This window comes from Amycolatopsis sp. 195334CR, from assembly GCF_017309385.1.
GTDB lineage: Bacteria > Actinomycetota > Actinomycetes > Mycobacteriales > Pseudonocardiaceae > Amycolatopsis.
Genome location: NZ_JAFJMJ010000001.1, coordinates 3581360 through 3600240, shown reverse-complemented (window position 1 = coordinate 3600240; position 18881 = coordinate 3581360). Strand labels below are relative to the sequence as shown.

The window sequence follows — 18881 nt, the reverse complement described above, 5'->3', positions numbered from 1 at the left end:
CACTTACCCCTTAACGGCGCCGGAGGTCAGCCCCGCCACGATGCGACGCTGGAAGAACAACACGAACAGGATGATCGGCACGGTGATCACCACGGCCGCCGCGGAGATCGTGCCCGTGGGGTCCTCGAACTGCGAGGAACCGGTGAAGAACGACAACGCCGCCGGGACCGTGCGCGAGGCCTCGGTCGAGGTCAGCGAGATGGCGAACAGGAAGTCGTTCCAGCAGAAGATGAACACCAGGATCGCGGTGGTGAACACCCCGGGCGCGGCCAGCGGCGCGATCACCCGGCGGAACGCCTGGGCCGGCGTCGCCCCGTCCATCTTCGCCGCCTTCTCCAGTTCCCAGGGGATCTCCCGGAAGAACGCCGACAGCGTGTAGATCGCCAGCGGCAGCGCGAAGGTGATGTAGGGCAGGATCAGCCCCGGCCAGGTGTCGAACAGGCCGAGCTCGCGCTCGATGTTGAACAGCGGGGTGACCAGCGAGACCTGCGGGAACATCGCGATCAGCAGCGAGACCCCGACCAGCAGCTGCTTGCCGGGGAAGTCCAGCCGCGCGATCGCGTAGGCCGCCATCGTGCCGAGCACCACCGCGATCAGCGTGGCGATGATCGCGATGCCGATCGAGTTGACCAGCGCCCGGATGAACTCCGTGGTGGCGAAGATGTCGGCGTAGTTCTGCAGGGTCCACTCGGTCGGGATGAAACTGCCGTCCGCCAGGGTTTCCTTGCTCTTGAACGACAGCGACACGATCCACAGCACCGGGAACAGCGCGTAGACCACCACCACGATGTCGATCAGGGTCCACTTGAGCTTGCGGCCACCGGTGGCCGCACCTCCCATGACCATCAGCGCTTACCTCCCGGATCACTGCCCGGCGCCGCGGTGCCGAACACCTTGATGAAGATGAAGGCGATGATGGCCACGGTGAGGAAGATCAGCACGGCCATCGTGGATCCGATACCGAGGTTCAGCCCCTTGATCAGGTTGTTGTAGGTCTGCATCGACACCGACGACGTGTCCTGCGCGCCGTTGGTCAGCACGAAGATGTTGTCGAAGATGCGGAACGCGTCCAGCGTGCGGAACAGCAGCGCGACCAGGATGGCCGGCTTCATCACCGGCAGCATCACCTTGGTGAACCGCTGCCACGCGCTCGCCCCGTCCATCGACGCGGCCTTGAGCAGGTCGTCCGGCACCAGCGCCAGCCCGGCCATCAGCAGCAGCGCCATGAACGGCGTGGTCTTCCACACCTCGGCCAGCACGATGATGGCCAGCGACGGCAGCCGCTCGGTCAGCAGCGCCGACTCCGGCGCGATCAGGTTGGCCAGGTAACCGGTCTCCGGCGTCCACGCGTAGTACCACGAGAACGCCGCCACCACGGTGACGATGCCGTACGGGATCAGCGAAACCGTGCGCACCAGGCCGCGGGCGACCAGCGTGCGGTGCATGATCAGCGCCAGTCCCATGCCGAGCACCAGCTCGATCGCCACCGACACCACGGTGAGCAACATGGTGGTCCCGAACGAGGTCCACCAGTAGGAGTTCGTCAGCACCGCGACGTAGTTGTCCAGGCCGACGAACTCCTGCTGCCCGGGGAAGCGGAGGTCGTAGCGCTGCAGGGAAAGCCAGACCGAGTAGATGATCGGCCAGCCGGTGACCGCGATCATCACCAGCGCGGCCGGGGCGCAGAGCAGCAGCCCGAGCCGCCGTTCCGCCTTCTTGCCTTCGCTCAACGGGGGCTTCCCGCGTTTACCACCGTTGACGGCGGTCGCCGCGGGCGCCGCTGGTTCGGCGACGGTCACGGGATCACTCCCTTCGACTCGAGTGCGTCGGCGAGCTGCTTGCGCAGTTCCTCCGCGGTGGCCTGCGGATCGATCGCCGACGGCGGCGACAGCACCTTGGACATCACCGTCGACAGGTTCTGGTACGCCGGGGTCAGCGGACGGACCGCGGCGTTCTTCAGCGCCTCGAGAATGGTCTCCCGCATCGGGTACTGCGTGTCCATGCTCGGGTTGTCGTCCCCGGCCGGCTTGCCCGGGTCCAGTGGCGTGGTGTCGGTGTAGAGCGCCTCCAGCGTCGGCGGCACGCCGTCGTTCAGCGCGGAGAACTTCTGGCTTTCCGGGCTGCGCAGGCAAAGCGCGGCTTCGAACGCCTCCGGCTTGTGCTGCGACGCGGTGCTGACCGCCAGGTCGTACCCACCGATCGTGGTGCGCGCGGGCTGGCCCGGCACCACCGACGGGTAGGTGGCCCACTTGAAGTGCGCCAGGTCGTCCGGCTTCTCCTTCTTGTAGGAGGGGTAGACGAACGGCCAGTTCAGCTCGAAGGCGCCGGTGCCGCGCTGGAACTGCTGGCGGACCTCGTCCTCCTTCTGGTTGGTCAGCGAGGCGTTGGTGATGCCCGACGAGGTCACCCGCTTGAGGATCTCCAGCGCCTTGACCGCGCCCTCGTCCATCACCACGGATTTGCCGTCCTCGGACAGGATCCGCCCGCCCGCCGACTCGACCAGCGTGTTGTAGATGACCACCAGGCCCTCGTACTGCGCGCCGGTGAACAGGATCTCGCTCGGCTTGCCCTGCGCCTTGAGCGCGAGCGCCTGGTCGATCATCTGGTCCCAGGTCTCCGGCGGCGCCGGGGTGACCCGGTCGTCGTACCAGAGCAACTGCACGTTCGTGTTCTTCGGCGCGGCGTAGAGCTTGCCGTTCCACGTCGCCGTCTCAAGTGGACCGGGCAGCACCCCGGCCGAAGCCTGCGCCTTGTTGTCGCCGGTCCACTCCTCGGCCCAGCCGGCCTCGGCGAACTCCGCCACCCAGTTCACGTCCAGGCCCAGGATGTCCAGGCCCTCATCCCCAGCGGCCAAGCGGCGCACCATCTGCTCGCGCTGACCGTCCGCACCACGCGGAAGTTTGTTGTAGACGATCTCGTAGCGACCGCCCGCCTTGGTGTTGCACTGGTCGACAACCTTCTGGAAGTTGTCCTCCGGCGCGTAGTAGATGTTGATCTTCAGGCCGCCACTCGAACCGCAGGCGGTGAGCAGCCCGGCGGCCATCAGCCCCGCGCCCAGAACCGACATCGCCCGTCCGGGCGAACGTCCTCGCCGGTTCCTGGCGTTCGCTTTCCCCATCTGGCCTCCTTCCCAGCGCGCACGCTCGGTGGCACCAGGCGCGGTGAGGTGGAGAGCCACGCCAGCACCCCGACGTGCATGGCGTCGGGCTGGCACGAAAGACCGCCTCGTGCGGCCCGACCGGTGCACAGCAACTTATGCCCGGCGATCACCGGCCGCAAGCAATGACCGTAACGATTCAGCGATTTAGGCTGAACTTAGGGAAATCTTGCGGTATACAGCAAAACGGCACAGCGTAGCGGCAACAAAACGGGGCTCGCCCCCGGGGCCGTTCAGCCCAGTGCGCCGGGTGAGCGCATGGCGTGCTTGGCCAGCAGGTCGCGCGCCTTCTCCGCGTTGCGCGGCTGGCACAGCACGTCGTACCGGCCGGCCACCAGCTGGCTGGTCGAGGAGAAGTCGCGGCGGCCCTTGGTCAGCGAGTAGCTCATCGCCGCGGTGATCAGCCCGAACAGCACCCCGGCGGCCAGGCCGACCAGGATCGGCGGCGCCGGGCTGCTGCCCGGCGGGGAGAACACGCTCAGCAGCAGCCCGATCAGCAAGCCCAGCCAGGCACCGGAAATCGCGCCGGTGCCGAGCACCTTGCCCCAGGACAGCCTGCCGACCACCCGCTCGACGAGCATCAGGTCCACGCCGACGATGGTCACGTCGCGCACCTCGAGCTCGTTCGAGGCGAGGTGTTCGACCGCGCTCTGGGCTTCCTCGTAGGTGCCGTACGAACCCACCGGCCAGCCGGTGGGCGGGGTGGGCAGGCGCGGCTGTCCCGGCGCGGGACGCGCTGAGGAGAACGGACCGGTCAAGTTGATCACCTGTGCTCTACGCGGAGGGACGCCTCCATCCTGCCAACCCCGCGCGCTCCTGGCTAACCAGGTACCCCGATCAGCCTCGGGATTTGTACTCGCGGAGCAGGCCGCGGCTGATGATCGTCTTCTGGATCTCGCTGGTGCCCTCGCCGATCAGCAGGAACGGGGCCTCGCGCATCAGCCGCTCGATCTCGTACTCCTTGGAGTAGCCGTAGCCGCCGTGGATGCGGAACGCCTCCTGGGTGACCTCGGCGCAGTACTCGCTGGCGATCAGCTTGGCCATGCCCGCCTCGACGTCGTTGCGCGCGCCGGAGTCCTTGAGCCGCGCCGCGTTGACCATCATCAGGTGCGCGGCCTCGACCTTGGTGGCCATCTCGGCCAGCTTGAACGCGATCGCCTGGTGCTCGGCGATCGGCTTGCCGAAGGTCTTCCGCTGCTGGGCGTACTCCACCGCCAGCTCGAACGCCCTGATCGCGATGCCGCAGGCGCGCGCGGCCACGTTCACCCGGCCGACCTCGACACCGTCCATCATGTACGCGAACCCCTTGCCCGGCGCGGCGCCGAGCACCTTGTCCGCGCCGATGCGGAAGCCGTCGAACACCGCTTCGGTGGTGTCGACGCCCTTGTAGCCCATCTTCTCGATCTTGCCGGGAATGGTCAGGCCGGGCGCGACCTCGCCGAAGCCCTCCGGCTTCTCCACCAGGAAAGTGGTCAGGTTCTGGTGCGCCTTTTCGGCGCCCTCGTCGGTGCGCACCAGCAACGCGATCAGGTTCGAGCTGCCGCCGTTGGTCAGCCACATCTTCGCGCCGTCGATCACGTAGTCGTCGCCGTCGCGGCGCGCCTTGGTCTTGATCGCGGCCACGTCGGAACCCAGATCCGGCTCGGACATGGAGAACGAGCCGCGGACCTCACCGGTGGCCATCCGGGGCAGGAAGTGCTTCTTCTGCTCCTCGGTGCCGTGCCGGGAGATCATGTGCGCCACGATGAAGTGCGTGTTGATCACCCCGGACACGCTCATCCAGCCGCGCGCGATCTCCTCCACCACCAGCGCGTAGGTCAGCAGCGACTCGCCGAGCCCGCCGTAGGACTCGGGAATGGTCAGCCCGAACAGCCCCATCTCCTTCATGCCCTCGACGATGTCGGCCGGGTAGGTGTCCGCGTGCTCCAGCTCCTGGGCGTGCGGGATGACCTCCTTGTCGACGAAGGAACGGACCGTGGCGAGGATCTCGGACTGGATGTCGGTCAGTCCGGCGGTCTGGGCGAGGCGGGCCATCATTGGCTCCTTCATCTTCCGAACGCGGCGCGGCATTGGTGTGTTACCGGTGAGTATGACCTGACTCGTTCCGGACTGCTATGAGCGCGCTCACCACCGGGGCGCTACGGTGAGCGCCGGATCGGTGGCACGTGAGGGGGCCCGATGCGTCGGCCGGACAGCTCGGCGATCAGCATGGTCCACCCGTTCGTGCTACCCGCCGGCTCGCCTCACCAGCCAATCGGAGTTCGCCCATGAGCTACCCCCAGGATCCCTACGGCCAGCAGCAGCCGCAGTCCTACGGCCCGCCGTCGGGCGGCTACCCGCAGCAGCCGTACCCGCAGCAACCCGGGTACGGGTACGGCTACGGCCAGCCGATGCCCATGCAGAACCAGGACCAGGGCATGGCCGTGGCGGCGATGATCTGCTCGATCGTCGGGCTGGTCGCCTGCGGCGGCATCCTGTCCATCGTCGGCCTGGTGCTCGGCCACATCGCCTACGCCAAGGCCAAGCGCGGGGAGGCGGGCGGCCAGGGCATGGCGCTGGCCGCGATCATCATCGGCTGGGTGGTGGTCGGCCTGCTGCTGATCGGCGTGATCATCCTGGTGATCGCCGGGATCGCCACCGACTGGGACTTCGACTAGCCGCTCGGCTCGCGCGGTTGGGGGGCGACGGCACCGTCGTTGTCCTCCGCCTTGGCCGCGCGGTCGAGGAACCGCAGCAGTTCCACCGGGAACGGCAGCACCAGGGTCGAGTTCTTCTCCGCGGCCACCTGGACCACCGTCTCCAGCAGCCGCAGTTGCAGCGCCGCCGGGGTGTCGGCCATCGTGGCCGCCGCCTCGGCGAGTTTGTGCGAGGCCTGCAGCTCGCCGTCCGCCGAGATCACCCTGGCGCGACGTTCCCGTTCGGCTTCGGCCTGCCGCGACATCGAGCGCTTCATGCCCTCCGGCAGCGCGACGTCCTTGATCTCCACCCGGTCGATGTGGATGCCCCAGCCCAGCGCCGGGCTGTCGATGAGCAGTTCCAGGCCCTCGTTGAGGTGTTCGCGGTTGGACAGCAGGTCGTCCAGCTCGCTCTTGCCGATGATCGAGCGCAGCGAGGTCTGCGCCACCTGGCCCACCGCGGACCGGTAGTCCTCCACGTTCACCGCGGCCAGCACCGGATCGGTCACCTTGAAGTAGACCACCGCGTCCACCTTGACCGTGACGTTGTCGCGGGTGATGCCGTCCTGGGCGGGGATCGGCATGGTGATGATCTGCATGTTGACCTTCTGGATGCGGTCCACGAACGGCACCAGCAGCACCAGCCCGGCCTCGCGCACGTGCGGCCGCACCCGGCCGAAGCGGTAGATCAGCCCGCGCTCGTACTGCTTGACCACGCGGACCGCCGAACCCAGTCCGATCCCGGCCACCACCACGGCGGCGGTGAGGATTTCCAGCACCATGGCGCCTCCCGCGACGCGCGAAACCCCCTCGCTTCGATGTTACTCCGGCTGGGAAGGTGATCCGGTGCCCGAATTCGAGGTCCCCGAGCCGTTCCACGAGCGGATTTCCCGGCGTGAAGGCGACGCCGGGCGCGCCTGGCTGGACGAGCTGCCCGAGCTGGCGCGCCGGTTGCTGGACCGCTGGTCGCTGACCGTGGACGGCCCGGTCCGGCACGGGTACGCCGCGGTGGTGCAGCCGGTGCGCCGCGCCGACGGCACGCCCGCCGTGCTGAAGCTGACCTGGCAGGACGCGGAGACCGCGGGCGAGCCGCTCGCACTGTCCACTTGGAACGGCCGGGGCGCGGTGCTGCTGCTGGCGCACGAACCCGGCGCGCTGCTGCTCGAACGGCTCGACAGCACCCGCGACCTGAGCACCGAACCGATCGGCCCGGCGGTCGAGATCGCCGCCGCGCTACTGGCCGAGCTGGCCGTGCCCGCCCCCGTGCTGCCCCGGCACCTGCGCACCGAAAGCGAGCGCTGGACCGAGGAACTCCCCCGCGAATCCCGGGAACTCGGCCACCCGCTGCCGTCACGGCTGGTGGACGCCGCGGTCGGCTTCGCCCGTGAACGCGGCCCGGAAACCGCCTCGCTGCTGGTGAACCAGGACCTGCACTACGAGAACGTGCTCGCCGGGACGCGGCGGCCGTGGCTGGTGATCGATCCGCAGCCGCTCGCGGGTGATCCCGAGTTCGGGGTGATCCCGCTGCTGTGGAACCGCGCCACCGAGACCCCGGTGGCCGACCGCCTGCGCACGATCGTCTCGGTCGCCGGGCTCGATCTGGACCTGGCCCGGTGGTGGGTGCTGTTCCGGTTGGTCGACGCGTGGTTCTACGCGCTCGCGGCCGGCGACCGGTGGCTGCTGGGCGCGCTGGAACCGGTGCTCGACTGGGCGCGGCGGCTTCCGGCGAACGCGCTCGCCCTCGGATAGTCTTCGGCCATGGCCGCCGTGAACCGCGTTTTCGCTGCTCAACTGGCCGGTTTGCCGGTTTTCGGCCCGGACGGCGAATCCATCGGCAAGGTGCGTGACCTGGTCGCCGGGCTCCGGCTGGACCAGCAGGCGCCCCGGGTGCTCGGGCTGGTGGTCGAGCTGGCCACCCGGCGCCGGGTGTTCGTGCCGATGCTCCGGGTCACCTCGATCGAGCCGAACGCGGTCGGGCTGGCCACGGGTTCGGTGAACATGCGCCAGTTCCACCGCCGCCCCAACGAGGTGCTGGTGCTCGGCCAGCTCGCCGACGCCCAGGCCTCGCTGGCCGCCACCGGCGTCCGGGTCACCGTGGCCGACGCCGCGATGGAGCCGACCCGCACGCGCGACTGGGTGCTGTCGAAGCTGGCCGTGCGGGAGCGGAGTTCGCGGCTCGGGCTGGGCCGCCGCCGGTCGTCGTTGCAGGTCCTGCCGTGGACCGAGGTCGCCGGGCTCGGCCTGACCGACCTGGCCCAGCAGCCGCAGGGCGCCGGTCAGCTGCTGATGCTGTTCGACACCATGCGGGCCGTGGACATCGCCGCCACGCTGCGGGACCTGCCGGTCAAGCGACGGCACGAGGTCGCCGACGCGATGGACGACGAGCGCCTCGCCGACGTCATCGAAGAACTGCCCGAGGACGACCAGAAGGACCTGCTCGGCTACCTCGCCGAGGAGCGGGCCGCGGACATCCTCGAGGCGATGAACCCCGACGACGCCGCCGACCTGCTCGCCGAGCTGACCCCGGCGGACCAGAGCAGGCTGCTGGAACTGATGGAGCCGGAGGAGTCCGAGCCGGTCCGGCGGCTGCTGGCGTACTCGTCGGACACCGCGGGCGGGCTGATGACCCCGGAGCCGGTGGTGCTCTCGCCGGACGCCACCGTCGCCGAGGCGCTGGCCCGCATCCGCAACCGGGAACTGCCCGCCGCGCTGGCCACCATGGTCTTCGTCTGCCGCCCGCCGCAGGCCACGCCCACCGGCCGGTACGTCGGCTGCGTGCACTTCCAGCGGCTGCTGCGGGAGCCCCCGGCGGAACTGGTGGCCAGCGCGGTCGACACCGACCTGCCCGCACTGCACCCCGGGGCCACGCTGACCGAGGTCACCCGGTACTTCGCCGCGTACAACCTGGCCTGCGGGCCGGTGGTGGACGCGGGTGACCACCTGGTCGGCGCGGTCACCGTGGACGACGTGCTCGACCACCTGCTGCCCGAGGGCTGGCGCGAGACCGGCCTGCACGACGTGCGCGCGACGGATTCCAAGGAGTGGGAACGTGCCTGAGCTGCATCCACGACGACGGCTCGACCAGCCACGGGCCGGCCGCCGCCGGATCGGGGTGCGGCTGGACCCGGACGCCTTCGGCCGGTTCACCGAGCGGGTCGCGCGCTTCCTCGGCACCGGGACCTACCTGTTCTGGCAGACGCTGATCGTGATCGTGTGGATCACGCTGAACCTGGTGGCGGTGTCGCTGCAGTGGGACCCGTACCCGTTCATCCTGCTCAACCTGGCCTTTTCCACCCAGGCCGCGTACGCCGCGCCGCTGATCCTGCTCGCGCAGAACCGCCAGGACGACCGGGACCGCGTCTCGCTGGACGAGGACCGGACGCGGGCGGCGCAGACCAAGGCGGACACGGAGTTCCTGGCCAGGGAGCTGGCCGCGCTGCGGCTGGCGATCGGTGAGGTGGCCACGCGCGACTACCTGCGCGGCGAACTGGACAAGCTGCGCGAGGACCTCGACACCAAGCCGCGGAAGAGCCGGGCTCGGAGCAGCACTACCGATACGTAACATGGAAGGGTGACCAGCACTGGACAGCTCCCGAGCACCGACGACGTCCGCGAGGCGCTGAAGACCGTCTACGACCCGGAGATCAAGAAACCGATCACCGAGCTCGGCATGGTCAAGGACGTCACGGTCGGCGAGGACGGCGTGGTGGTCGTCGCGATCTACCTGACCGTGGCCGGCTGCCCGCTCAAGGACACCATCACCAAGGACACCACCGCCGCGGTGGAGAAGCTCGGCGGCGTGCGCGGCGTGCGCGTCGAGCTGGACGTGATGAGCGACGAGCAGCGCACCGAACTGCGCAAGTCGCTGCGCGGCGACGCGAAGGAACCGGTCATCCCGTTCGCCCAGCCGGGGTCGCTGACCCGGGTGTACTGCGTCGCGTCCGGTAAGGGTGGCGTCGGCAAGTCGAGCGTGACGGTGAACCTCGCGGTGGCGATGGCCAAGCGCGGGCTCTCGGTCGGCGTGGTCGACGCGGACATCTACGGCCACTCGGTGCCGCGCATGCTGGGCGCCGGGGAGAAGCCGACCAAGGTCGACACGATGATCATGCCGCCGCAGGCGCACGGGGTGAAGGTCATCTCGATCGGCATGTTCACCCCGGGCAACACGCCGGTGGTGTGGCGCGGGCCGATGCTGCACCGCGCGCTGCAGCAGTTCCTGGCCGACGTGTTCTGGGGTGACCTGGACGTGCTGCTGCTGGACCTGCCGCCGGGTACCGGTGACATCGCGATCTCGGTGGCGCAGCTGATCCCGAACGCGGAGATCCTGGTGGTCACCACCCCCCAGCAGGCGGCGGCCGAGGTGGCCGAGCGGGCCGGGGCGATCGCGCTGCAGACGCGGCAGCGGGTGGCCGGGGTGATCGAGAACATGTCGTGGCTGGAGCAGCCGGACGGCACGCGCATGGAGATCTTCGGCTCCGGCGGCGGCCAGTCGGTGGCCGACTCGCTGTCGAAGTCGGTGGGCTCGACGGTGCCGTTGCTCGGTCAGGTGCCGCTGGACCCGCGGCTGCGGGAACAGGGGGATGCCGGTACGCCGATCGTGCTTTCTTCGCCGGATGCCCCCGCCGCGCAGGTCCTCACCGCGGCCGCGGAGAAGCTTTCGGTACGGGCGCGGGGGCTGGCGGGCATGATGCTGAACGTCACCCCGGCGGGTCGCTGACCTCGGAGTTCACGTCACGAAGGTGGCTTTCGGGACGCTGTCTCGAAAGCCGCCTTCATGACATCGGGCTGTCCTCGCCGCCAGGAACGCCACGGCGTCCCCGTCTGATCGGCGGGCTGTCGGGGCGCGCGAGGTACCCCGGCCACATTGGTGACATCGGGTCGGGTCGCGGTCGGAGCCGAGCGGGCCGCCGGTGAGTCAGGTGGTGTCCGCCGGTGGGGCCGGTGGCGAGCCGCCGGTGGGTCAGGTGGCGGCCGCTGGTGGAGCCGGTAGCGTCCGCCGGTGGAGCCGGTGGCGTCCGCCGGTGGGTCAGGTGGCGTCCGGGTCGACCGGGGGCTTTTCGCCTGGTTTCAGCGGTTCCGCGGCCGGTGACGCGGCAGCCGCCGGGTGCCCGTTCGGCTTGGCGGCCTCCGCCGAACCGCCCCCGTTGCCGTTGATGTTGTTCAGGCCCAGCGGGTCCGCGTCACCGTCGAACAGGTGCTGCGTGACCGCCCGCTTCGGGTCGAAGTTCCGCAGTTGCCGCAGGTCCTCCAGCGGCTTGCGGTACTCCTCGAACTCCGGGCCCATCTCGTCCTTGAGCTGCTGCCGCGCGCCACTGGCGAAATCGCGCACCTTCCGCATGCTCTTGCCGAGCCAGGCCGCCGCTTCCGGCAGCCGCTCCGGGCCCAGAATGAACAGCCCGGCCACGATGAGGACGAGGATTTCGCCCCAGCCAACGCTCTCGAACACCCTGTGACCTCCGCCTTGTGCACTGCGCCAAGCTCAGCGTACCGCCCGATCCGGTGACGAACCCAGGGTCAGTCCGAGCCCAGCGTGACGTCGACCACCAGCTGCCTGCCCTGCCGCGACAACTGCACCGGCACCACGTCGCCGATGTTGTGCTCCCGCACCACCACGGTCAGCTCGGTCGCGGTCCGCACGATCCGGTCCCCGACCTTGGTGATCACGTCACCCTCGGCGATGCCGGCCGCGGCGGCCGGGCTGCCCGGCGCCACGTTCTGCACCTGCGCGCCCTCGGAGGTGTTCGCCGCCACCGAAGCCGCGTTCAGCCCCAGGTCGGCGTGCTTGACCGAACCCTGCTCGATCAGCGAGCGGCTGATCTTGATCGCCTGGTCGATCGGGATGGCGAAGCCGATGCCGATGTTGCCGCCCTGGCCCTCGCCGCCGCCGAGGATCGAGGTGTTGATGCCGACCAGCGCCCCGGTCGAATCCACCAGCGCGCCACCGGAGTTGCCCGGGTTGATCGGCGCGTCGGTCTGGATCGCGCCGTAGTTCGACGGCGGGCCGCCGTTCTCGCCCGGCATGCCGATCGGCCGGTTCAGCGCGCTGACGATGCCGCTGGTCACCGTGTTCTCCAGGCCCAGCGGCGAGCCGACGGCCAGCACCGAATCCCCGACGGCGAGATCGGCGGACTTGCCCACCTGCGCCACCACCGGGTCCGGCACGTTCACCTTGACCACCGCGAGATCGGTCTTCGGATCGGTGCCGACCACCTTGGCCTCGGTCCGCGCGCCGTTGATGAACACCGCGGTGATCTTGGCGGACTGGTCCTTGACCGCCATCGAGACCACGTGGTCGTTGGTGAGGATGTAGCCCTGCGGGTCGATCACCACGCCGGAGCCGCTGCCGCCGCCCTCGCCGATCCGGATCTCCAGCGACACCACCGCAGGCGCCACCCGGCGCGCGACGTCGGCCACCGAACCCGGCGGGCGCTCCTTGCCCGCCTCGGCCTCGGCGATGTTCAGCTCACCGGTCAGCGCGTCACCGCGGTCGGACAGCCACCAGCCCGCCAGCCCGCCGACCGCGCCGATGAGCAGCGCGATCACGCCGAGCAGGGCCAGCGCGGTGGGCTTCACGCGACGGCCGAACAGCACCTCGGGCAGGCTGAGCATGGCGCCGCGCGGGCGCTCCTCCGGGTCTTCCTTGGTTTCTTCCTCGGTGGCCACGGCCGGGCCGCCGAGCAGCGCGCCGGCGTTCGGGTCACGCCACGGGTCGGCGGGCTTGGACCACAGCGGCGCCTCGGTCTCGGGTTGCGCGCCGGCGTCGTCGGCCGGGCGCTGCAACACCACCCCGGCGGCCTCGGGCGGCCGTCGGAAGGCCTCGGCCAGCGATTCGGGGGGCGGCGGCGCGAGCGTCACCTGCTGGGCCTTGCCGTTGGCACGCGCGTCGGGGGCGTAGAGGCGGTCGAAGGCGCCGTCGACGCCACGCGGGCGGCCGAAGACCGAAGCCTGCGCCGGATCCACCGGCGGGCGGTCCAGGGGCCGTGGGGCGAGCCTGTCCTCGCGCCGCGGCGCGCCGGACGGGTCCTGCTGCGGGTTGGGCTGCTGGCTCATTCATTCCTCGACGCGTGACCGGCGTCGGCGCGATTCCACGCCGGACGTTTGCCGGGAATTCTGCCGCCTGGCCGGTGAAGTAGGCGTTTCGCCCCTGCTCAGCCGCCCGGCGGGGTGACGGCGCAATGCCTCAGCACGGGCTCGAAGCTCGACGAGCCGGCCCCAGGCTGCTCAGCCACCCCGCGAGCGGACATCAAACGCCCGGCAATGCCTCAGCACCGGGCTCGGCGAGCCTGCTCAGTCCGGCGGCGGTGAGGTCAGCGACCCGCGGGCGCGCTCGGCGTGGTGCTGGCCGAGGAAGGCGTCGGCGGCACGAAGCTCGGCACCGGCGCCGGGTTCGCGCCGAACTGCGCGGGCATCACGCCGGAAAGCGGGTTCTGCTGCGGATCGGCGACGTCCCCGCCGTCGGTGACCACCAGCGCGAGCGCGCTGAGCACGAGCCCGGACACCACCACCCCGGCACCCTGCGCGGCCCGACGGCCGGACACGCCGAAGCGGCCGCCGCCGAGCACGTTGCGCGAGTTGCCGAGCGGTGCCGACGAACCCAGCGGCGCGGAACCGTCCCGCAAGCCCGCCACCCGATCGGGCCGCTGGATGGCCACGAGCTGGCCGTCCTCGGTGATCGCCAGGTTGTCCGGCGTGGTGCTCAACTCGGTGTGCTGGGGGATGTCGCGAAGGCTGGCCAGGAAGCCCGCCGACATGGCGGGGGCGTCCGCGCGCTTGACCTCCGCGCGGGCCTGGCGCTGCGCGGCCACTTCACCCGCGCACGAAGGGCAGCGAGCGAGGTGGCTCGACGCGCGGTCCCGCGCGCCGAGGGAGAGCTCACCGTCGACGAACGCGACCACCGCGTCGGGCAGCAGATGCGACTCGGGCAGTCCCCAACCGCGCGCTTCGGTCATGCCGGCGCCCCCACCGGGGACGGCACCGGGATGGCCTCCCGCTTCATCGCCCGCGCGCGCTCCAGCGAGGCACGCAGGGCCTGGCGGCCGCGGTGGATCCGGCTGCGCACGGTGCCCAGCTTGACCCCGAGCGTCGCGCCGATCTCCTCGTAGGACAGGCCCTCGACGTCGCACAGCACGACCGCGGCGCGGAACTCCGGCGGGAGCTCGTCCAGCGCGGCCTGCAGGTCGGGGTCGAGGTGGGTGTCCGAGTAGACCTGCTCGGGGCTCGGGTCGTCGCCCACGATGCGGTCGGTGTCCTCGGGCAGGCCCTCCATCCGCACGCGGGAGCGGCGGCGGGCCATGTCGAGGAAGAGGTTCGTGGTGATGCGGTGCAGCCAGCCCTCGAAGGTGCCCGGCTTGTAGTTGGCGAGCGAGCGGAACACCCGGATGAAGGTCTCCTGGGTGAGGTCCTCGGCGTCGTGGGTGTTACCGGTGAGGCGGTAGGCCAGGCGGTAGACCCGGTCGGCGTGCTCGCGCACCACCTCGTCCCAGGACGGCGGCGTCCAGGAAGCCTCGGTGGCCTCGTCGACGGCCACCGGCTCGACCTGCGTGCTCTTCTGCATCGTGGGGGAAGGCACCTCCATCAGGCTGATCTCCCAACTACTTCCCCTAACGCTGTCCCGGCGCAGGGTGTTCCCGGTTCCTTGCCCAGAGTCTGTCCGGCTTCCTTATGGTTGTAGTGAGACAGCGCTGAGAGGAGCCTGAGAAGTGTTCGGCGCCGGTTCTCGCGGACCTGCCCGGCGTCCTGCGCTGATATGTCGACAGACCCCGCTAACCTCACTCCGTGCACTCCGACACACACCTGGACGACCTGGGCGTCTTCGTCGAGGGCTATCTGCCCGACGACGAGGTCCTGGTCGCGTCGCGCGCCAGGTCGGCCGAGCTGGGGTGCGCCCCGGTCGGCGCGGCCTGCGGGGCCACGTTGAGCTTTCTCGCCGCGACGCTGCAGGCCAGGGCGGTGGTGGAGGTCGGGACCGGGGTCGGGGTCAGCGGGCTCTACCTGCTGCGCGGCATGGCCGAGGACGGGGTGCTCACCTCGATCGACATCGAACCGGAGTTCCACCGCGCGGCCCGCAAGACCTTTCTCGAGGCGGGCCTGCCGCCGGGCCGCACCCGGCTGATCATGGGCCGCGCGCTGGACGTGCTGCCGAGGCTCACCGCGGGCGGCTACGACCTGGTCTTCGTGGACGCCGCGCGCGCCGAGTACCCGAACTACTTCGACGAGGGCGTGCAGTTGCTGCGCCCCGGCGGGGTGATCGCCTTCCACAACCTGCTGTCCGGGGTCCGCAACGGCCGGGACCCGGAGACCCTGGCCATGCGGGACGTGGCGCGGGCGGTGCGCGAGAACGACCGGCTGGTGCCCGCGGTGCTGCCGGTCGGCGGCGGCCTGCTGGTCGCGTCAGTGCTTTGACCGGGCGGCCAGCACCGCGATCAGCAGGGCGAGCAGGAGCCACGCCGCCGCGAGCGCGATGAGCCACGCCCACCCGGCGTGCCCGTAGACGGTCGCGCCGACCGTGCCGCCGACGCTGCTGCCCAGGTAGTAGGCCAGCGTGTACAGCCCGCCCGCCGGCCCGCGCGCGCCGGGTGGGGCCTCGGCCGCGGCCCAGCCGTTGGCCGTCGCGTGCGCGGCGAAGAAGCCCCCGGTCAGCACGACGAACCCGATGGCAACGCAGATCAGCGAGTCGACGATGGTCAGCGACGCGCCCAGCACGGTGATCACCAGCGCGCCGCCCAGCGTGCGGAGCCTGCCGAACCGCCCGACCAGCCGTCCCGCGTACCCCGAGGTGAAGGTGCCCATCGCGTAGGCGAGGAACACCAGTGACGCGATCGACGGCGAGAGGTCGAGCGGGTCGCCGGTGAGCCGGAACCCGGCCGCGTTGTACAGCGCGACGAACGACCCCATCGCGAGCAGCGCCACCGCGTACTGCGCGAGCAGCACCCGGCTGGACAGCGCCGCGCGGAACCCGCTGAGCGGTTTGAACCCGCCCCGGCGCACCTCCGCCTTCGGCAGGGTGAACACCGTCAGCAGGGCGCAGACCAGTGCCAGCCCGGCGGTCAGGCCGAGCGCGCCCGGCCAGCCGAGCCAGTCGGCGGCGAACCCGCTCGACAGCCGCCCGAGCATGCCGCCGACGGTGTTCCCGGCGATCATCGCGCCCACCGCCGCGGCCACCCCGGCCTTGCCGAGGCGTTCGGCGAGGTAGGCCGCGGCGACCCCGGCGAAGCCCGCGATGGCGATCCCCTGCAGCGCGCGCAGCACCAGCAACGAGGTGAAGTCCGGGGCGAACGGCAGCGCCAGGCCGAGCAGCACCGAGGAGACCACCGACGCCAGGATCACCCGTCGCCTGCCGACCACCTCGGACAGCGTCGCGATGGGCAGCACCGAGATCGCCAGCGCGCCGGTCGCCACGCTGACCGCGAGCGAGGCGCCGCCGGGATCGAGGTGGAACCGCTCGGCCAGCTGCGGCAGCACCGGCTGGGGTGCGTAGAGCAGGGCGAACGAGGAGATGCCCGCCGCCGCGACGGCCACCGTGACCCGTCGCGTCGGTGCGGCGACCTCGGACGTGGGCGCGGGGGCGGTAGTGGTCACGGGCCGAAGCTAAGCCGCGCTAACCAATACGTCCAATACGTCCATAAGCGATAATCGATACCGTGCTGAATGAATCCACCGACCAGCGCTTTGTCCAGGAGCTGGCGCCGGATCTGGCCCTGCTCGCCGCGCTCCGGGTGACCAACAACATCACCCGGGCGGCGGAACTGGTCGGCCTGCCGCAGCCGACGGCCAGCCGCCGCCTCGGCGCGCTCGGCCGCCGCCTCGGCGCCTCCCTGACCGCGCCCGACGGCCGGGGCGTCCGGCTCACGCGACCCGGTCAGCTGCTGGCCGACACCGCTGAGAGAGCACTGCTCTTATTGGAGAGCGGTGCTCGCTTAGCTCGGGAAGAGGTGCATCCGGACCGCGGGCACGTGGTGCTCGGCTTCCTCCACCTGCTCGGCCGGTCCCTGGTGCCCTCGCTGCTGGCCGGGTTCCGGCGCGCGCACCCGAACGTGCGGTTCAGCCTCGCGCAGGGGTCGCGCCAGGACGTGCTCGACCGGCTCCGCGCCGGCGAACTGGACCTCGCGCTGGTCGCCCCGCTGCCCGCCGACCCCGCGTTCGAATCGTTCACGCTCACCCACGAGGAACTGCGGCTGAGCGTGCCGACCGGGCACCCGCTGGCCACCCGCGACCGCGTGCACACCGGGGAACTGGCCGAGGAAGCCTTCGTCACCCTCGAACCGGGGTACGGCCTCCGCCAGATCACCGACGAACTGTGCGCCGCCGCCGGATTCACCCCATCGATCGCCTTCGAAGGTCAGGAATCGGACACCGTGCGCGGGCTGGTCGCCGCCGGGATGGGCGTAGCGCTGCTCCCCCGGTTCGAGCCGGGACCACCGGCGGGCGTCGCCGAGGTCCCGCTCGAACCGCCGGTCACCCGGACGATCGGGCTGGTCTGGTCGGCCGGGACCGACCTCACCCCCGCCGTGCGCGCCTTCCGCGCGCACGTGCTGGATCACGCGTAGGCGGCAGCCAGTTCGACGAGCGTGCGGGCGGCGAAACCGGTGCCGCCGGGCACCACGTCGGCGTAGGTGCGGTCCGCCCTCGCCGGGCCCGCGATGTCGAGGTGCGCCCACGGCACCCCGCCGGTGAACTCCCGCAGGAACAACGCCGCGGTGATGCCGCCGGGACCGCCCGGCGTCTGCTTGACGTCGCCGAGTTCGCCCTTGACCGCTTCCACGTGCGCGTCCAGCAGCGGCATCCGCCACCAGGCCTCGCCCGCCGCTTCACCGGCGGCGGTGATCCGGGCGGCGAGGTCGTCATCGCTGGCGAACAGGCCACCGGTGCGCAGGCCGAGCGCGACCTTCATGGCGCCGGTCAGCGTGGCCACGTCGACCACCGCGTCCGGCTTGAACCGCTTGATGCCGTAGGCCAGCGCGTCGGCGAGCACCATGCGGCCCTCGGCGTCGGTGTTGCCGACCTCGGTGGTCTTGCCGCCGTAGTGCCGGACGATGTCGCCGGGGCGGTAGGACGAGCCGGACACGTGGTTCTCCGCGGCCGGGACCAGCGCGGTCACCCGCACCTTGAGGCCGAGCGCCGCGATCGCGCGGACCGCGGCGATCACCGCGCCACCACCGGCCATGTCGGTGCGCATCAGGTGCATGCCGTCGGCCGGTTTGATGGACAGGCCGCCGGTGTCGAAGGTGATGCCCTTGCCGACGTAGAGCAGGTGCCGGACGGCGCCGCGCGGCTTGTAGTCCAGTTCGATCAGCCGCGGCGGGCTCGCCGAACCGCCGCCGACCGCGAGCACGCCGCCGAAGCCCTGCTCGGCCAGCCACTTCTCGTCGCGGATGGTGGCGGTCAGGCCGGCCACGCCGGCGACCAGCCGCTCGGTGGTCCCGGCCAGCCAGGCCGGGTCCTTCACGTTGGACGGGGTGTTCGCCAGGTCGCGGGCGAGCGAGGCGGCCGCGGCGAGTTCACGCGCGCGGTCGACCGCTTCGGCGAACTCCGGCACGGCGCGCTCGAACCGCGGGATCAGGCGCAGCGTCTTGAGCCGGGGCTTCGGCTCCTCGCCGGTGACCTTGTACTGGTAGCCGCCGAGCATCGCGCCCATCGCCAGCTCGTAGGCGGTCTCGGTGGTGGCGTCCTCGTCGAGCGCGATCTGCACCGACTTCACCGGATCGTGCTCGAGGTAGGCGTCGACGGCCCTGGCCAGCGCGGCACCGGCGGCGCGGTAGTGCTCCGCCTTGCCCTTGCCGACGCCGACCAGCCAGCGGACCTTGGGGTCGCCGGGCACCAGCTTGACCTCACCGGCCTTGCCGGAGGGGTGGACGCCGGCGATCGGCTCGAGTTCGGCGTCGCCCTCCGGCAACGCGACGAGCACCGCCTCCAGCGCGCCGCGGCGGGAGGCGTCCAGCACTTCGACCTCGACCAGCCGACCGGGTACGGACGGTAACGGAACGCGCGCCATCAGCGACCTCCAGAACAGGCGGAATCCGGGCAAGAGTTAACCCCGGTCTCCGTGACGG

General features: G+C 70.9%; 19 protein-coding genes. 7 read left to right on the top strand and 12 right to left on the bottom strand.

What is annotated here, in order from left to right:
- Nucleotides 1-3: 3 nt before the first annotated feature.
- From JYK18_RS17650 to JYK18_RS17630, 5 genes are all read right to left on the bottom strand, one after another.
- The gene (locus JYK18_RS17650; protein WP_206803076.1) at nt 4-846 is read right to left on the bottom strand and encodes a carbohydrate ABC transporter permease; all 843 of its coding nucleotides are present in this window, start codon (nt 844-846) and stop codon (nt 4-6) included.
- Nucleotides 846-1799: a sugar ABC transporter permease gene (locus tag JYK18_RS17645; protein WP_307795937.1), complete on the bottom strand. Its 954-nt coding sequence runs from the start codon at nt 1797-1799 to the stop codon at nt 846-848. Before JYK18_RS17645 ends, JYK18_RS17650 begins: the two co-directional genes overlap by 1 nt.
- A complete protein-coding gene (locus JYK18_RS17640; RefSeq protein ID WP_206803075.1) occupies nt 1796-3118 on the bottom strand; it encodes an ABC transporter substrate-binding protein in 1323 nt (440 codons plus the stop codon). The genes JYK18_RS17645 and JYK18_RS17640 overlap by 4 nt, the downstream gene beginning before the upstream one ends.
- A 272-nt stretch (nt 3119-3390) precedes the next feature.
- Nucleotides 3391-3921, bottom strand: a complete 531-nt coding sequence (locus JYK18_RS17635; protein WP_153037599.1) for a general stress protein — start codon at nt 3919-3921, stop codon at nt 3391-3393.
- Between the two features lie 73 nt (nt 3922-3994).
- On the bottom strand, nt 3995-5191 hold the full coding sequence (locus JYK18_RS17630) for an acyl-CoA dehydrogenase family protein (protein ID WP_206803074.1): 1197 nt from the start codon (nt 5189-5191) through the stop codon (nt 3995-3997).
- Nucleotides 5192-5424: 233 nt separating this feature from the next.
- Here JYK18_RS17630 and JYK18_RS17625 point away from each other — a divergent pair, with 233 nt between their 5' ends.
- Nucleotides 5425-5814, top strand: coding sequence for a DUF4190 domain-containing protein (locus JYK18_RS17625; RefSeq protein ID WP_206803073.1), 390 nt, complete (start codon nt 5425-5427; stop codon nt 5812-5814).
- On the opposite strand, the gene JYK18_RS17620 is transcribed toward JYK18_RS17625, so the two are convergent.
- Nucleotides 5811-6614: a slipin family protein gene (locus tag JYK18_RS17620; protein ID WP_206803072.1), complete on the bottom strand. Its 804-nt coding sequence runs from the start codon at nt 6612-6614 to the stop codon at nt 5811-5813. The genes JYK18_RS17625 and JYK18_RS17620 overlap by 4 nt on opposite strands.
- Nucleotides 6615-6678: 64 nt before the next feature.
- Here JYK18_RS17620 and JYK18_RS17615 point away from each other — a divergent pair, with 64 nt between their 5' ends.
- The 4 genes from JYK18_RS17615 to JYK18_RS17600 are packed head-to-tail and all read left to right on the top strand — an operon-like array spanning nt 6679 to nt 10549.
- Nucleotides 6679-7581, top strand: coding sequence for an aminoglycoside phosphotransferase family protein (locus JYK18_RS17615; protein ID WP_307795936.1), 903 nt, complete (start codon nt 6679-6681; stop codon nt 7579-7581).
- A gap of 9 nt (nt 7582-7590) precedes the next feature.
- Complete coding sequence (locus tag JYK18_RS17610; RefSeq protein WP_206803071.1) at nt 7591-8889, top strand: magnesium transporter MgtE N-terminal domain-containing protein; 1299 nt, start codon at nt 7591-7593, stop codon at nt 8887-8889.
- Entirely contained in the window at nt 8882-9394 is a 513-nt protein-coding gene (locus JYK18_RS17605; protein WP_206803070.1) for a DUF1003 domain-containing protein, read from the top strand. Before JYK18_RS17610 ends, JYK18_RS17605 begins: the two co-directional genes overlap by 8 nt.
- A 9-nt stretch (nt 9395-9403) precedes the next feature.
- Complete coding sequence (locus tag JYK18_RS17600) at nt 9404-10549, top strand: Mrp/NBP35 family ATP-binding protein (RefSeq protein WP_206803069.1); 1146 nt, start codon at nt 9404-9406, stop codon at nt 10547-10549.
- 309 nt (nt 10550-10858) lie between these two features.
- Here JYK18_RS17600 and tatB read toward each other — a convergent pair whose 3' ends face one another.
- The 4 genes from tatB to sigE form a co-directional block, all read right to left on the bottom strand.
- Nucleotides 10859-11278 carry a Sec-independent protein translocase protein TatB gene (gene tatB, locus JYK18_RS17595; protein WP_206803068.1) on the bottom strand — a complete coding sequence of 140 codons (420 nt, stop codon included), beginning with the start codon at nt 11276-11278 and terminating at the stop codon, nt 10859-10861.
- A 68-nt stretch (nt 11279-11346) separates the two neighbouring features.
- Nucleotides 11347-12882: a S1C family serine protease gene (locus tag JYK18_RS17590; protein WP_206803067.1), complete on the bottom strand. Its 1536-nt coding sequence runs from the start codon at nt 12880-12882 to the stop codon at nt 11347-11349.
- A 257-nt stretch (nt 12883-13139) separates the two neighbouring features.
- Complete coding sequence (locus JYK18_RS17585) at nt 13140-13781, bottom strand: anti-sigma factor (protein ID WP_206803066.1); 642 nt, start codon at nt 13779-13781, stop codon at nt 13140-13142.
- Nucleotides 13778-14407, bottom strand: coding sequence for an RNA polymerase sigma factor SigE (sigE, locus tag JYK18_RS17580; RefSeq protein ID WP_206803065.1), 630 nt, complete (start codon nt 14405-14407; stop codon nt 13778-13780). The genes JYK18_RS17585 and sigE overlap by 4 nt, the downstream gene beginning before the upstream one ends.
- Nucleotides 14408-14607: 200 nt before the next feature.
- Between sigE and JYK18_RS17575 the strand changes: the two genes are divergently transcribed.
- Nucleotides 14608-15234, top strand: coding sequence for a class I SAM-dependent methyltransferase (locus JYK18_RS17575; protein ID WP_206803064.1), 627 nt, complete (start codon nt 14608-14610; stop codon nt 15232-15234).
- Here JYK18_RS17575 and JYK18_RS17570 read toward each other — a convergent pair.
- Nucleotides 15223-16410, bottom strand: coding sequence for an MFS transporter (locus JYK18_RS17570; protein ID WP_206803063.1), 1188 nt, complete (start codon nt 16408-16410; stop codon nt 15223-15225). The genes JYK18_RS17575 and JYK18_RS17570 overlap by 12 nt on opposite strands.
- Before the next feature lie 62 nt (nt 16411-16472).
- Between JYK18_RS17570 and JYK18_RS17565 the strand changes: the two genes are divergently transcribed.
- Nucleotides 16473-17378 (top strand): LysR family transcriptional regulator, encoded by a 906-nt coding sequence (locus tag JYK18_RS17565; RefSeq protein ID WP_206803062.1) that lies wholly within the window; start codon nt 16473-16475, stop codon nt 17376-17378.
- On the opposite strand, the gene JYK18_RS17560 is transcribed toward JYK18_RS17565, so the two are convergent.
- Nucleotides 17369-18823: a M17 family metallopeptidase gene (locus JYK18_RS17560; RefSeq protein ID WP_206803061.1), complete on the bottom strand. Its 1455-nt coding sequence runs from the start codon at nt 18821-18823 to the stop codon at nt 17369-17371. The genes JYK18_RS17565 and JYK18_RS17560 overlap by 10 nt on opposite strands.
- Nucleotides 18824-18881: the final 58 nt, after the last annotated feature.